This window comes from Pseudomonas sp. LJDD11 (genome assembly GCF_024584215.1).
GTDB lineage: Bacteria > Pseudomonadota > Gammaproteobacteria > Pseudomonadales > Pseudomonadaceae > Aquipseudomonas.
The window spans coordinates 112,394-125,450 of record NZ_JANJFL010000007.1; the positions used below are offsets into that span (position 1 = coordinate 112,394).

Below are 13,057 nucleotides of genomic sequence, written 5' to 3' on the forward strand. Positions count from 1 at the left end.
GCTGGAGCGACAGCATCGCCCAGAGCCGCGACCTGCTGCAAAGCAACATCGGCGACCTGTTCGAGCGCTTCAGCAACATTGCCAGCCGCCTTGAAAGCAGCCTGGGTAATTCGGAAAACATCCTGGCCAACGGCGGCGTCGGCACCAGCCTGCGCGATGCCAACCAGCGCCTGATGGAAGTCACCCACGCCTTCGAAGCCAGCAGCAAGCGTCAACAGGCGCTGATCGACACCATCAGCCAGCTCGACAGCTATGCCAGCCAGTTGCAGCAGATGGCCAAGCGGGTGCAGGAAATCGCCAGCCAGACCAACCTGCTGGCCCTCAATGCCGCCATCGAGGCTGCTCGTGCCGGTGAACATGGCCGGGGCTTTTCGGTGGTTGCCGACGAAGTGCGCAAGCTTTCTTCACTGTCGGCCGAGACCGGCCAGGGCATGGACATCAAGGTCGAAGAGATCAACCACGCGATCCAGTCGACCATCAGCGCCGCCGCCGAGCTGGGTGAAAGCGAACGCAGCAACCTGGCGTTCCTGGATGCGTCGGTCAAGACCGTGATGAGCCACCTTGAAGACAACCTCAATGAGCTGTCCGGCGCCTCTCACACCCTGCAGCGTGATGCCCGCGATACCCAGCAGGACATTCAGGCGATCATGATCAGCCTGCAATTCCAGGACCGCGCCGACCAGATGCTCGACCACGTCCAGAGCGACCAGCAGCAGTTGCTCGACGCCTTGCAGCAACAGGACGCCAGCCTGCACGACCCGCGTGCCTGGCTCGACCGCCTGCGCCAGCGCTTCACCACCGAAGAGGAACGCCACGGGCGAACCCAGACCACTGCCAGTGAAGTCACGTTCTTCTAGAACCCTGGCGAGCGAATTCGTTGTAGCTGTTTTTTCTGTGTTTATTGCCTTTTCCTTTGCGAGGAACTCCAACATGGCCAAGACCGTAATGATCGTTGATGACTCTTCTTCGATGCGCCAACTGGTGAAGATGAGCCTGACCAGCGCCGGCCATCAAGTGATCGAAGCCAGCGATGGCCGTGACGCACTGAACAAACTGACCGGGCAGAAAATCAACCTGATCATCAGTGACGTGAACATGCCCAACCTCGACGGCATCGGCTTGGTCAAGGCGGTCAAGGCCCGTCCAGAGTACCGCTTCACACCGATCATGATGCTCACCACCGAAAGCGAACAGTCGAAGAAAGCCGAAGGCCAGGCCGCTGGCGCCAAAGCCTGGATCGTCAAGCCGTTCCAGCCCCAACAGTTGCTGGCGGCAGTCGAAAAGCTGATGGGCTGAGCCCATGTTCACCCTCAGCCACCCGACCCCGGACGCACCGGCGCTGCTACACGCCGCCGGTGACCTGACGATCTACGAAGTCCAGCAGGCCCTTGAGCAACTCAAGGCGCTGCTGCCCGCCGCCAGTGATGCAGCCTGGCAACTGGACCTTTCCGGTATCGCTGAACTCGACAGTGCCGGTGCGCAATTGCTGCTGGCGCTGCACCAGAGCCTGGCGGCTTATGGGCAGCAGCCCGAAATCATTGCGGCCTCGCCCAGCGTGATCGAACTGGCCGGGTTGCTGGCCCTGGATGTACTTCACCCCACCGCCCCGGCCGAGGATTGACCCATGTTCAGTGGCGATCAGTGGAACCAACTGCTGCAAGGCTTTCTGGATGAAGGCCGTGATCTGCTCAAGGACGCTGAAGACAGCCTGCTACGCCTGGAAATCAGTCCCGAGGATGACGAAGCAGTCAATCAACTGTTCCGCGCCGTGCACACCCTCAAAGGCTCGGCGGGTATTTTCTCGCTGACCGCGCTGGTCAACCTCACCCATCATCTGGAAAGCCTGTTGATGATGGTGCGTGACGGTCAGTTGACCCTGACCTCGCAAATGACCTCGCTGATGCTGACCTGCATGGACGAGCTGAGCACCCTGCTTGAAAGCGTCGACGACAACGGCCAGTTGAACGTCGATGAAAGCCGTCACGCGCCGCTGATTGCCGCGCTGTCGGCGGCCCAGGGACATGCCCCGCAAGCGCAGGACAGCCCGCCACAACCGGTGGCGGGCACCCCGGACGAGCTCGACGTACATGACTGGCAGATCAATATCGGTTTCGCCCGCGAGCTGTTCGAAAATGGCTTCGACCCGGCCGCCTTTGTCCGTTACCTGAAAAAGCTCGGGGCCATCACCGACATACAGACCTGCACTGCCAGCCTGCCGGCACTGCACGAACTGGACCCGCATCAGTGCTACCTGAGCCTGGCGATCACCCTGCGCAGTGCTGCCGGGCGGGAGCAGATCGTCGACGTGTTCAGCTTTATCGAAGACTTCTGCACACTTGAAATCGAGCGGCTGGATGGCGGGTTTGCCGATTACCGGCACCCGGACGATCAGGCGCCAGCCCAGGCCGGTAACGCCGCGTTGCCGATGCAGATTATTGGCGATTCGTCGCAAACGATTGCGCCAACGGCCGCGCAACCGCCCGCCAGACACACCGCTCAAGCAGGCGCCGCAGCCGCCGAGCGCACCGCGCCCCGAGAAAAGCGCAGCAGCGAAAACACCCTGGTCAAAGTTTCGGCCCATAAGCTCGATGAGTTGATCAACCTGGTCGGCGAACTGGTGATCAGTACCGCCGGCGCGCAGATGCAGGCCAAACTGTCTGGCGACACCCGCTGCATCGAAAGCACCCAGGCGGTGTTCCAGCATGTCGAGCAGATCCGCGAAAGCGCCCTGAAGCTGCGCATGGTCGAGGTCGGCGAAACCTTCAACCGCTTCCACCGTGTGGTGCGCGACGTGAGCCAGGAGCTGGACAAGAAGATCCAGTTGACCATCCGTGGCGGCGAGACCGAACTGGACAAATCGGTGATCGACAAGATCGCCGACCCGCTCACCCACCTGGTGCGCAACGCCATCGACCACGGCATCGAACCGGGCGCCGAGCGGCTGGCCGCCGGCAAGCCCGAAGAAGGCAACCTGAGCCTTAACGCCTATCACGACTCTGGCATGATCGTGCTGGAAATCAGTGACGACGGCCGCGGCCTGAACACCGCACGGATTCTGCAAAAGGCCATCGACAAGGGCATGGTCGAAGCCGACGCGCAACTCAGCGACCGGGACATTCATGCACTGATCTTCGAACCCGGCTTTTCCACTGCCGAGCAGGTCTCCAACCTGTCTGGCCGTGGCGTGGGCATGGATGTGGTGCGCAGCGCCATCGACCAGTTACGCGGCCTGATCGAGATCGATTCGGTGGCCGGCTTTGGCTGCACCTTCCGTATCCGCCTGCCGCTGACCCTGGCGATCATCGACGGTTTTCTGGTCAGTGTCGGCAACGACAGCTTCGTCATCCCGCTGGACATGGTCACCGAATGCATGGAGGCCAGCGAACCGACGCTGGACAAAGGCTACGGCTACCTCAACCTGCGCGGCAACCCGCTGCCGTGCATCACCCTGGACAGCCATTTCGGCCTCGACAGCGAGCCGGTGCGCCGGCGCAACATCGTGGTGGTCAGCCAGGGCCGCCAGCAGGCCGGGCTGATCGTCGATCAGTTACACGGCGAGCTGCAAACCGTGATCAAACCGCTGGGCAAGATGTTCCAGCACCTGCGCGGGATCAGTGGCTCGACCATTCTCGGTTCCGGGCAGGTCGCGCTGATTCTCGACATCCCCAGTCTGTTCCGTCATTTGCAGGCCCTGGTCGATACCCCCGCCCCGAGCCAGGCCAACGTCGCCAACGCCCACTAGTTCATTGCCGCTTTCAGGAGATTCAGCATGCAGTTCATTCGAAACATGAAGATAGGCTTGAGGTTGACCCTGGGCTTTCTGGTGGTGGTGGCACTGACCATCGTCATCGGCCTGATCGGTATCCGCAATCTGGACCAGGTCAACTCGCTGTCAGACCGTATGTATGAGGTCGATATCGAAGGCATGACCCAACTTCAGGAAGCCAATATTCAATTGGTTACCGTAGGCCGATCACTGCGTGGTGCCTTGTTGGCCACCAATCAGGCTGACCGCGAGAAAATGCTCAGCTCCACATTGACGGCGCTGGACCTGACCCGCCAGCAGATCGTCAAGGGTCGCGAGAATTTCCTGACCAAAGAAAGCCTGGAACGCTACGACCAGATGAATGCGCCGTTCACCGAATATGAAACGCTCGTCAAACAACTGGTCAACATCAGCCGCAGCTCCAGCCAGTTCCAGGAAGCTAATGAAATCACTGAATTGTTGCCCAAAGCCGTGGCCAGCGGTGACGTGATTGATCGTATGCTGGGTGAAATGGTCGCGCATAAAAAGAATCGTGCAGGCGAAGCCAACACTGAAATCACCAACATCTATCTGGACTCGCGCGTGCAGATGATTGGCCTGCTGGTCGCCGCAACCCTGTTGGGCATGCTGATCGGCGTGCTGGTCACCCGCAGCATCACCAAACCGCTCAACGATGCCGTGGTCGCTGCCAACCGCATGGCCGCCGGTGATCTGAGCCAGGACGTGCAGGTCAACAGCAAGGACGAAACCGGCCAGCTGCTGGCCTCAATGCAGAACATGGCGGTGCGCCTGCGCAGCATTCTCGGCGACGTGCGCAGCGCTGCCGATGCGCTGTCTTCAGCCTCCGAGCAAGTCAGCTCTACCTCGCAGTCGCTGAGCCAGGCCGCCAACGAACAGGCCGCCAGTGTCGAGCAGACCAGCGCCTCGGTCGAGCAGATGTCAGCCTCCATCGCCCAGAACACCGAGAGCGCCAAGATCACTGACGGGATTGCCGGCAAAGCGGCCAACGATGCCGTACAGGGTGGCGGCGCCGTGGGTGACACGGTGCTGGCCATGAAGCAGATTGCCGACAAGATCAGCATCATCGACGACATCGCCTACCAGACCAACCTGCTGGCGCTTAACGCGGCCATCGAAGCGGCCCGTGCCGGCGACCACGGCAAAGGCTTTGCGGTCGTGGCTGCCGAAGTGCGCAAGCTGGCCGAACGCAGCCAGGTGGCCGCTCAGGAAATCGGTCAGGTCGCCTCCAGCAGCGTGCAACTGGCCGAACAGGCCGGCCGCCTGCTCAACGAAATCGTGCCCAATATCCAGAAAACCTCCGACCTGGTTCAGGAAATCACTGCAGCCTCGCAGGAACAGAGCGGCGCGGCCGGGCAAATCAATATCGCCATGGGCCAGATGAACCAGATCACCCAGCAGAACGCCTCGGCCTCGGAAGAGCTGGCCGCCACCGCCGAAGAGATGAACGCCCAGGCCGGCCAGTTGCAGGAGTTGATCGGCTTCTTCCGCTTCGACGAGAACGCAGCCAACCGACCACTGCCACGGGTTAACGACACCTTCAGCGGCGGCACCCCGCCGTCCTGGTCGCGTGGCAAGAGTCAGGTCGACGAAGGCCAGTTCGTCAGCTTCGGCTGACCGGACCTGTTCAGGAAGAGCACAGCCATGAACCTTGCCCAGAGTTCCGATTCATCGTTCGACGCGGCTCACGCGCTGAGCGTGCAGCACCTGTCATTTCGGGTCCGTGACGCCGCCTACGCGCTGCCGATCGACCTGGTGCGGGAAATCATCGAGTACCACGACGTCACCTCGGTACCGATGATGCCCGCCTTCATTCACGGGGTGATCAACCTGCGCGGCAACGTGGTGCCGGTGCTGGACCTGGCAGCGCGGTTCGGCTTCGAGCTGACCCGCCCTGACAAGCGCACCTGCATCGTGATCATTGACTTGGCGATGGAAGAGCATCACCAGCGCATCGGCCTGGTGGTCGATGCGGTGGATGCGGTGCTGGACATCGACCCGCAACTGGTGGTGCCGCCACCGCCATTCGGTGCCGGGATCCGTACCGACTTCATCGCCGGCATGGCCCGTAACGAGCAGAGCTTCACGATCATCCTCAATGTTGCGCAGGTGCTATCGCTCGACGATATCCGCCAGCTCAGTCTTGCCGTGAGCAAGGGCAGCTGACATGGCCGATGCACTGAAGCTGCCGGGGCTCGGCGACAGCGAGTTCCGCCACCTGCAAAAGCTCATGGCCGAGGCCTCGGGGATCCAGATGGCCGACAACAAACGGCCACTGGTGGCGGGGCGGTTGATGAAACGCCTGCGTCATTACCGGCTCGACAGTTTCACCGCGTACCTGCGCATGATCGAGCAGCCGCTGTACCGTCAGGAGCGCCGGCTGGTGGTGGACTTGCTGACCACCAACGAGACCTACTTTTTTCGTGAACACCCGCACTTCGATTGCCTGGGCGAGTGGCTGACCCGTCAGCGCGGGCCGTTGCGGCTATGGAGCGCGGCCTGCTCGTCGGGCGAAGAGCCTTACAGTATGGCCATGGTGCTCAGCGAACACGCCACCACCAAAGACTGGTCGATCACCGCCAGCGACCTGAGCCTGAGCATGCTGCGCAAGGCCCAGGAAGGTATCTACGACATCAGCCAGGCCAAGTATTTTCCTGAAGGCTGGCTGCAGCGCTATTGCCTGAGCGGGGTTGGCGACATGAGCGGGCGCTTTCGGGTCCAGGCGGCGCTGCGTGAGCGCCTGAACCTGCGCGAAGTCAACCTGGTCCAGCCGCTGGTCGAGGACCTGGGCCTGTTCGATGCGATTTTTCTGCGCAATGTGCTGATCTACTTCGATGGCGAGGAAAAACGCCGCATCGTGCAGCGCATCGTTGGTCAGTTGCGTCCCGGCGGACTTCTGTTCATCGGCCACGCCGAAAGCATCCATGGCCTGCAATTACCGCTCAGGCTGATTCAACCCTCGGTATACGAATGTCTGTAAGTTCTTCGCTGTTCTTGCGCCCCGGCGATTATTTCTTTGGTCGCCACAACGGTCCGGTCACGACGCTGCTGGGCAGTTGCGTGTCGATCATTCTCTGGCACCCGCGCTGGCGTCTGCTCTCGGTGTCCCATTACGTGCTTCCCCGCGAACCGGGTCAGCCGGGCTTGCGCAACGATCCGCTCGACACCCGTTACGGCGACGCGGTGTTCCGCCGCCTGCATGCCGACATGCTGCGTCATGGCACCCGCCCGTGTGAATACCGCAAGAGCATTTTTGGTGGCGGCACCCTGAGCAGCCCGCTCGGGCGCATCGCCTGCCGGGTCGGACATAGCAACAGCGAGTTCGCCCATCGGCAGTTCAGCCTGCGCAACTGGCCGGTGGATCACTGCGATACAAATGGCGACCATTACCGCCGCCTGCTCGTCGACGGCAGCAGTGGCCGCATCGACTGCGAGCGCAAACTGATGCGCCTGCCGGTCAGACCCAGGTGGGTATCATGATCAAGGTCTTTATCGTCGATGACTCGGCGCTGGTGCGTCAGGTGCTGACCAGTTGCCTGGACAATCACCCCGGCATTAAGGTCATCGGCCATGCCGGTGATCCGCTGTATGCCATCGACAAGATGCGCCGTGACTGGCCGGACGTGATCATTCTCGATATCGAGATGCCGCGCATGGACGGCCTGACCTTCCTGCGCCAGATCATGAGCGAACGCCCGACCCCGACGCTGATCTGCTCGACGCTGACCGAAAGCGGTGCGGGTGTCTCCGTGGAAGCCCTTTCTGCAGGCGCTGTGGGGGTCTTCACCAAGGCCCGGCTGGGCCTGCGCCAGAGCCTGGAGCAGATGTCCAGCGAGTTGATCCGCACCATTGAAGAGGCGGCGCGTACCCGCCCCGGCGCCTTCAGGCCTGTGGCAAGCGCCTTGCAACAACAGAAAAACAAAGCAACCCCAACGGCGCCGCCAAGCGCACCGACAGGCTTGTTGCACACCACCGATCGGGTGGTGGCACTGGGTTGCTCGACCGGCGGCACCCAGGCACTGGAATACGTGCTTCGTCAGTTGCCACGTGACTGCCCGGGCATTGTGATCGTTCAACACATGCCGGAAAAATTCACCGCCGATTTCGCCCGTCGGTTAAACAACCTGTGTCAGATTGAAGTGCGCGAGGCCAGGCATCTGGATCGCGTCCACAGCGGTCTGGCACTGGTCGCCCCCGGCGGATTCCATATGCAGCTCAAACGCAGTGGCGCGCATTACCAGGTCGAAGTCCTCGATGGTCCCCCCGTCAATCGTCACAAACCTTCGGTAGATGTGCTGTTTCGCTCGGTCGCCCGGCATGCCGGGGCCAATACCCTGGGCGTGATCATGACCGGCATGGGCGACGACGGGGCACGCGGGCTGCTGGCGATGCGCGAGAGCGGCGCCCAGACCGTGGCTCAGGACGAGACCAGTTGCGTGGTCTTTGGCATGCCCAAGGAAGCGATCCGGATGGGCGCTGCACAAACGATTGAACCGTTATCCAGAGTCCCGCTGCTGATCCAGCAATTCGGTGACCATGCTCGACACGGCTGAGGGAGGTTGCCGGAACAACGATATGGACGTCTCCCCCTGTGGGCGTCTGTAAAACACATTGTGGCCAGCAGGCATATTCAGACCGGTCTGGCCCCGTGCCACGCCCCACACGGGATACAACAACGCCGCCTGAACACAAGGACGGCATTTATTCCCACGCGACACAGGCCTGATCTATGCCTTGCCGAATTTTGCTCGCTGATGACTACCCACTGTTTCGGGCCGGTATCCGGGCGCTGCTGGAAAAACAACATGACTACGAGATCGTCGGTGAGACCGGCGATACGTTGAGCACTGTAGAACTGGCCGTGGTGCTGGCCCCGGAAATCGTCATGCTGGACATGTCCATAGAACGCACGGCCAGCGTGCACACACTCGAAGAACTGGCGCTGCATGCGCCGGCCTGCAAGGTTTTGATGCTGTCGATGCACACGGACTCGGAGTTCGTAATGAAGTGCCTGCAACTGGGCGCCCATGGTTATCTGCTCAAGAGTGCCAGTGTGCTGGAACTGGAGCTGGCGCTGCAGTCGTTGCGCAGCGGCGGGCAGTATCTGTCGTCGGCAGTGGTGCCGATGGTGGTGAGCCAGGCGGTGAAAAAGACCCTGGTGCAGCCGACCCGCAGCAGTAATGTGGCGCTGACCGAACGCCAGCTGGAGATCCTGCGCCTGATCGCCCGTGGCGAGTCGACACGCTCGATTGCCGGCGGCCTGGGGTTGTCGGTCAAGACCGTCGAGGCCCATCGCTCGCAGGTCATGCATCGCCTGGGCATTCACGATATCGCCAGCCTGGTGTTGTTCGCGGTACGTGAAGGGATTATCGAAGTCAATGACTGAGCGTTTTCAGGCTCAGCTAAAAACCGGACACGACACATCTGCTCAAGCCATGCCTGGTCAGCCGGGTCAAAGTTAGCGCTTTGATTCAGAGGCATCAGGCATGCGCGGTTTGGTTCTGTTCAACGGGCTACTACTTACCGCCCTGGCTCATGGCGCGCAGGCTCAGGACAACAGCTTTTGGCAGGACGCCCAGGCTGGCGTACTGGCACGTAATTACTTCCTGCACAACGACTACCGTAACGACCGGGTTCGCGAGCAGAACTACAGCCAGGAGTGGGCGCAGGGGTTTATCGGCCACTTCAATTCCGGCTTTACCTCAGGCAACGTGGGCCTGGGAATCGATGCGCATGGTTTTTTCGGTCTGCGCCTGGACAGTGGTCGCGGCACGGCGGGTACCGGCCTGCTGCCGCTGGACAGCGATGGCCGCGCCGAACCGGATTACTCCTCGGCAGGCGCGGCACTGAAGCTGCGCCTGGGCGCCACGCAGTTGCGGGTGGGCGAGATGGAGGTCGAGACGCCAGTGTTCGACACCGCCGACAAGCGCCTGCAACCGGAGTACGCCACTGGCTGGTTGCTCGACAGCCTTGACGTGCCGGGCGTGCGCCTGGTGGCCGGGCGCTTTACCGCGTTCAAGAACCAGAACCAGTCCACCGGCCGTGGTGATCTGGAGGGCTACGGCGCCAGCACCGCCGGACAGAGCATCAGCCTGGCCGGGATTGAAAGCCGCAGTGACCAGGCGCTGGGCGGTGCGTTGTATATCGGAGAGTTGAGCGACACCTGGCGGCAGTATTACGGCAACCTGCATGGCGGTCATCTGCTGGGTCCCCAGACGCGGTTTGACTGGGATGCCAACCTGTATCGCACACTGGACAGTGGTCAGGCGAGTGCCGGTGCGATTGCCAATACGGCGGCCAGCCTGCTGCTGAAACTGACCCATGCCCGGCAGGCTTTCAGTTTCGGTTACCAGAAGATCCATGGTGATACGCCGTTCGACTTTGTCGGCGGTGATTCGATCTATCTGGCCAACTCGATCAAGTACAACGACTTCAATGGCCCTGGCGAGCAGTCCTTTCAGGCGCGTTATGACCTGGATCTGGGTGATGTGTTTTCGGGTTTGAGTTTTATGGGCCGCTATGTGCGCGGCAGTGGTATCGATGGCACCGATGCGCCACGCGGTGGTGCGTACAACCGGTTTGCTGGCGCTGAGGATCGCTATGTGCCGTTGCAAGGCAAAGGTGGCAGGCATTGGGAACCCGACCTGACTCTGGCCTACAAGGCCCCGGCAGGCGCCTTGCAGGGGCTGTCGGTGGAGTTGTCGTATGTGACACATCGGGGCAATGCGGCGCAGGGTAATAACGATCTGGATCGGCTGTATGTGGTTGTGCAGTATCCGTTGGATATCTTGCGTTGAGCAGGCGCGGCCGGGCGGCGATCCGCTTTAGCCGCAATACTGTTGATCGATTGTGGTTGCAGGAGATGGGCTGATCATACATTCACTTAGGCACTGTGTGCCCCCGGTGGGAGCGACCTTGGTCTGGGTGGCACTCCGACGAAGAGGCCAGTAAAAGCACTACATCTGCTGCGAATGTGCCGCCGTCTTCGCTAGCAACCGGAGCGCCGGCCGGCAGCTCCCACCGGTCTAATTGAGCAGGAGCAGCCGGGCCGGTAAAACCGGTCCATCTGCTCGTTATGCACGACTGCATTCGCCAGCAGAGCTGGCTCCCACAAAGACCGCATCGACCTTAAATGATCAGCTACGGTCGATCCCCGGTTTCGATACTGCCTTGCAAGCGCTCCTTGAGAAACTCGATAAACGCCTGCACCGGCCGGGAAGTCTGGCGGTGTTGCGGGTAGACCGCCGAGAGGGTCAGCGGTGGCGGGCACAAGTCGTCGAGGACCCGCACCAGGCTGCCGCTGCGCAGTGCCGCGCCAACGATGAAGGTCGGCAGGTAGGTGATGCCCAGCCCGGCAATCGCCGCGTCGCGCAGCAGGTCACCGTTGTTGACCCGCATGCGGCCGGTGACGTTGATCAGCGTCGGTTTGCCCGGCCCGTCGAAGCGCCATTGCACCTGGCGGCTGTGGCCATAGGGCAGGCAGTCATGCTCGTGCAGTTGTTCCGGTGCGGTCGGGTGGCCGCGTTCGGCCAGGTACACGGGGCTGGCGCAATACACCCGTTCGATACTCGCGATACGTCGGGCCACCAGCGACGAATCTTCCAGGGTGCCGATACGCAGCACCAGGTCGTAGCCTTCGCTGATCAGGTCCACCGGCCGGTCGCTGAGGTCCACTTCGATGCTCACGTCCTTGTAGCGTTGCAGGAACAACGGCACCAGGCAGCCAAGGTGGGCGATGGCGAATGACAGCGGTGCACTGACCCGGATAGTGCCGCGCGGTTCGTTGTTCTGGCCGGCGATGCCCTGTTCGACCTGCTCCACTTCACTGAGCAGGCGCAGCGATGATTCGTAGTAACTCTGCCCCAGTGGCGTGACGTCCAGGCGCCGGGTCGAACGGTTCAGCAAGCGGACCCCGAGGCGTTCTTCAAGCTGCATCAGGCGCCTGCTGACGAACTGCTTGGACAGGCCGAGTTTGTCGGACGCCGCCGTGAAACTGCCCGATTCCATGACCTGGCAAAAGATACGCATGTCTTCAAACGGGTTCATTGTCTCTTCCAGATTGACAGTTAAACGCCTTATACCCGCTTTTTCCGGTTTCGACAGCAAATTAATCTGTGTCCACGGTGCAGCTGAGGCCAGACGCCATCAGCCACACCGATTTTTCTACCTGATAACCCAACTCTGAATACCCAAGGACACTTTCATGAAATCGATCAAGATCAGCCTCGTTGCCAGCCTGCTCGCCCTGTCGGTCAACAGCGCTTTCGCCGCTGGCAGCCCAGGCGTTGAACACGATACTCAGGCGTTTCTCGAAGCCCTCGCCGCCGGCGGTGGCAAGCCGCTTGAGCAACTGAGCCCCAAGGATGCCCGTGCGGTGCTGACCGGCGCCCAGGCCTCGGTGAAGGTTGATCTGTCGGGCGTTGAAGTGACGCCGCGGACCATCACGGTTGACGGTCAGGCGATCAACCTGCAGATCGTCCGCCCGGCCAAGGTCAAGGGTGACTTGCCAGTGTTCATGTTCTTCCACGGCGGCGGCTGGGTGCTGGGCGACTTCCCGACCCACCAGCGGCTGATCCGCGACCTGGTGGTCGGCTCCGGCGCGGTGGCGGTGTATGTCGACTACACCCCGTCGCCTGAGGCTCAGTACCCGGCTGCGATCAACCAGGCTTACGCCGCGACCCGCTGGGTGGCCGAGCATGGCAAGCAAATCGGCGTCGATGGCAAGCGCCTGGCAGTGGCTGGCAACAGTGTCGGCGGCAACATGGCCGCAGTGGTGGCGCTGATGGCCAAAGAACAGAAAGCCCCCGCACTGCGCTTCCAGTTGCTGCTGTGGCCGGTGACCGATGCCAACTTCGATAACGGCTCGTACAACCAGTTTGCCGAGGGCCACTTCCTGACCAAGGGCATGATGAAGTGGTTCTGGGACAACTACACCACCAACGCTGCCGAGCGCGCCCAGGTGCATGCCTCGCCGTTGCAGGCCAGCCCCGAGCAACTGCGCGGCCTGCCGCCAGCGCTGGTGCAGACCGCCGAGTTCGACGTGCTGCGTGACGAAGGCGAGGCTTACGCTCGCAAGCTTGATGCCGCCGGGGTGCCGGTCACCGCAGTGCGCTACAACGGCATGATCCATGACTACGGCCTGCTCAACCCGTTGACCCACATCCCTGAAGTGCGCTCGGCCATGCGTCAGGCCGCCGGCGAACTGAAAGCTCACCTGAACTGACCACTACCAGACCAGGCGCTGCCCTCACAGCGCCTGGTCTCTTTTTTCGG

The 13,057-nt window shown here is 61.6% G+C and carries 13 protein-coding genes; 12 read left to right on the forward strand and 1 reads right to left on the reverse strand.

Annotation, left to right across the window (positions count from 1 at the left end; translation table 11 throughout):
- The first annotated feature begins 173 nt into the window (after positions 1-173).
- From NRB16_RS29645 to NRB16_RS11055, 11 genes are all read left to right on the forward strand, one after another.
- On the forward strand, positions 174-857 hold the full coding sequence (locus NRB16_RS29645) for a methyl-accepting chemotaxis protein (protein WP_373568456.1): 684 nt from the start codon (positions 174-176) through the stop codon (positions 855-857).
- A gap of 73 nt (positions 858-930) precedes the next feature.
- Positions 931-1,296, forward strand: coding sequence for a response regulator (locus NRB16_RS11010; RefSeq protein WP_045481668.1), 366 nt, complete (start codon positions 931-933; stop codon positions 1,294-1,296).
- 4 nt (positions 1,297-1,300) lie between these two features.
- The gene (locus NRB16_RS11015) at positions 1,301-1,621 is read left to right on the forward strand and encodes a lipid asymmetry maintenance protein MlaB (protein WP_045481672.1); all 321 of its coding nucleotides are present in this window, start codon (positions 1,301-1,303) and stop codon (positions 1,619-1,621) included.
- Positions 1,622-1,624: 3 nt separating this feature from the next.
- Positions 1,625-3,742, forward strand: a complete 2,118-nt coding sequence (locus NRB16_RS11020; RefSeq protein WP_257106148.1) for a chemotaxis protein CheA — start codon at positions 1,625-1,627, stop codon at positions 3,740-3,742.
- Positions 3,743-3,769: 27 nt separating this feature from the next.
- Positions 3,770-5,401: a methyl-accepting chemotaxis protein gene (locus tag NRB16_RS11025; RefSeq protein ID WP_045481677.1), complete on the forward strand. Its 1,632-nt coding sequence runs from the start codon at positions 3,770-3,772 to the stop codon at positions 5,399-5,401.
- A gap of 27 nt (positions 5,402-5,428) precedes the next feature.
- On the forward strand, positions 5,429-5,950 hold the full coding sequence (locus tag NRB16_RS11030; protein ID WP_045481679.1) for a chemotaxis protein CheW: 522 nt from the start codon (positions 5,429-5,431) through the stop codon (positions 5,948-5,950).
- Position 5,951: 1 nt separating this feature from the next.
- Positions 5,952-6,764 carry a protein-glutamate O-methyltransferase CheR gene (locus NRB16_RS11035; RefSeq protein ID WP_045481682.1) on the forward strand — a complete coding sequence of 271 codons (813 nt, stop codon included), beginning with the start codon at positions 5,952-5,954 and terminating at the stop codon, positions 6,762-6,764.
- On the forward strand, positions 6,755-7,264 hold the full coding sequence (locus NRB16_RS11040) for a chemotaxis protein CheD (RefSeq protein ID WP_045481685.1): 510 nt from the start codon (positions 6,755-6,757) through the stop codon (positions 7,262-7,264). The genes NRB16_RS11035 and NRB16_RS11040 overlap by 10 nt, the downstream gene beginning before the upstream one ends.
- Positions 7,261-8,337 (forward strand): chemotaxis response regulator protein-glutamate methylesterase, encoded by a 1,077-nt coding sequence (locus NRB16_RS11045; protein WP_045481688.1) that lies wholly within the window; start codon positions 7,261-7,263, stop codon positions 8,335-8,337. The genes NRB16_RS11040 and NRB16_RS11045 overlap by 4 nt, the downstream gene beginning before the upstream one ends.
- A gap of 176 nt (positions 8,338-8,513) precedes the next feature.
- Positions 8,514-9,170, forward strand: coding sequence for a response regulator transcription factor (locus NRB16_RS11050; RefSeq protein WP_045481691.1), 657 nt, complete (start codon positions 8,514-8,516; stop codon positions 9,168-9,170).
- A 100-nt stretch (positions 9,171-9,270) separates the two neighbouring features.
- Positions 9,271-10,581 carry an OprD family porin gene (locus tag NRB16_RS11055; protein ID WP_257106149.1) on the forward strand — a complete coding sequence of 437 codons (1,311 nt, stop codon included), beginning with the start codon at positions 9,271-9,273 and terminating at the stop codon, positions 10,579-10,581.
- Between the two features lie 343 nt (positions 10,582-10,924).
- Here the strand turns inward: NRB16_RS11055 and NRB16_RS11060 are convergent, their stop codons facing one another.
- Positions 10,925-11,830, reverse strand: coding sequence for a LysR family transcriptional regulator (locus NRB16_RS11060; protein WP_045481694.1), 906 nt, complete (start codon positions 11,828-11,830; stop codon positions 10,925-10,927).
- Positions 11,831-11,987: 157 nt separating this feature from the next.
- On the opposite strand from NRB16_RS11060, the gene NRB16_RS11065 reads away from it, so the two are divergent.
- Complete coding sequence (locus tag NRB16_RS11065; RefSeq protein WP_257106150.1) at positions 11,988-13,007, forward strand: alpha/beta hydrolase; 1,020 nt, start codon at positions 11,988-11,990, stop codon at positions 13,005-13,007.
- Positions 13,008-13,057 lie beyond the last annotated feature (50 nt).

Coding starts and splice junctions, on each gene's coding strand:
- NRB16_RS29645 (WP_373568456.1), top strand. CDS start 174: ATGGAAGTCACCCACGCCTTCGAAGCCAGCAGCAAGCGTCAACAGGCG.
- NRB16_RS11010 (WP_045481668.1), top strand. CDS start 931: ATGGCCAAGACCGTAATGATCGTTGATGACTCTTCTTCGATGCGCCAA.
- NRB16_RS11015 (WP_045481672.1), top strand. CDS start 1,301: ATGTTCACCCTCAGCCACCCGACCCCGGACGCACCGGCGCTGCTACAC.
- NRB16_RS11020 (WP_257106148.1), top strand. CDS start 1,625: ATGTTCAGTGGCGATCAGTGGAACCAACTGCTGCAAGGCTTTCTGGAT.
- NRB16_RS11025 (WP_045481677.1), top strand. CDS start 3,770: ATGCAGTTCATTCGAAACATGAAGATAGGCTTGAGGTTGACCCTGGGC.
- NRB16_RS11030 (WP_045481679.1), top strand. CDS start 5,429: ATGAACCTTGCCCAGAGTTCCGATTCATCGTTCGACGCGGCTCACGCG.
- NRB16_RS11035 (WP_045481682.1), top strand. CDS start 5,952: ATGGCCGATGCACTGAAGCTGCCGGGGCTCGGCGACAGCGAGTTCCGC.
- NRB16_RS11040 (WP_045481685.1), top strand. CDS start 6,755: ATGTCTGTAAGTTCTTCGCTGTTCTTGCGCCCCGGCGATTATTTCTTT.
- NRB16_RS11045 (WP_045481688.1), top strand. CDS start 7,261: ATGATCAAGGTCTTTATCGTCGATGACTCGGCGCTGGTGCGTCAGGTG.
- NRB16_RS11050 (WP_045481691.1), top strand. CDS start 8,514: ATGCCTTGCCGAATTTTGCTCGCTGATGACTACCCACTGTTTCGGGCC.
- NRB16_RS11055 (WP_257106149.1), top strand. CDS start 9,271: ATGCGCGGTTTGGTTCTGTTCAACGGGCTACTACTTACCGCCCTGGCT.
- NRB16_RS11060 (WP_045481694.1), bottom strand. CDS start 11,830: ATGAACCCGTTTGAAGACATGCGTATCTTTTGCCAGGTCATGGAATCG.
- NRB16_RS11065 (WP_257106150.1), top strand. CDS start 11,988: ATGAAATCGATCAAGATCAGCCTCGTTGCCAGCCTGCTCGCCCTGTCG.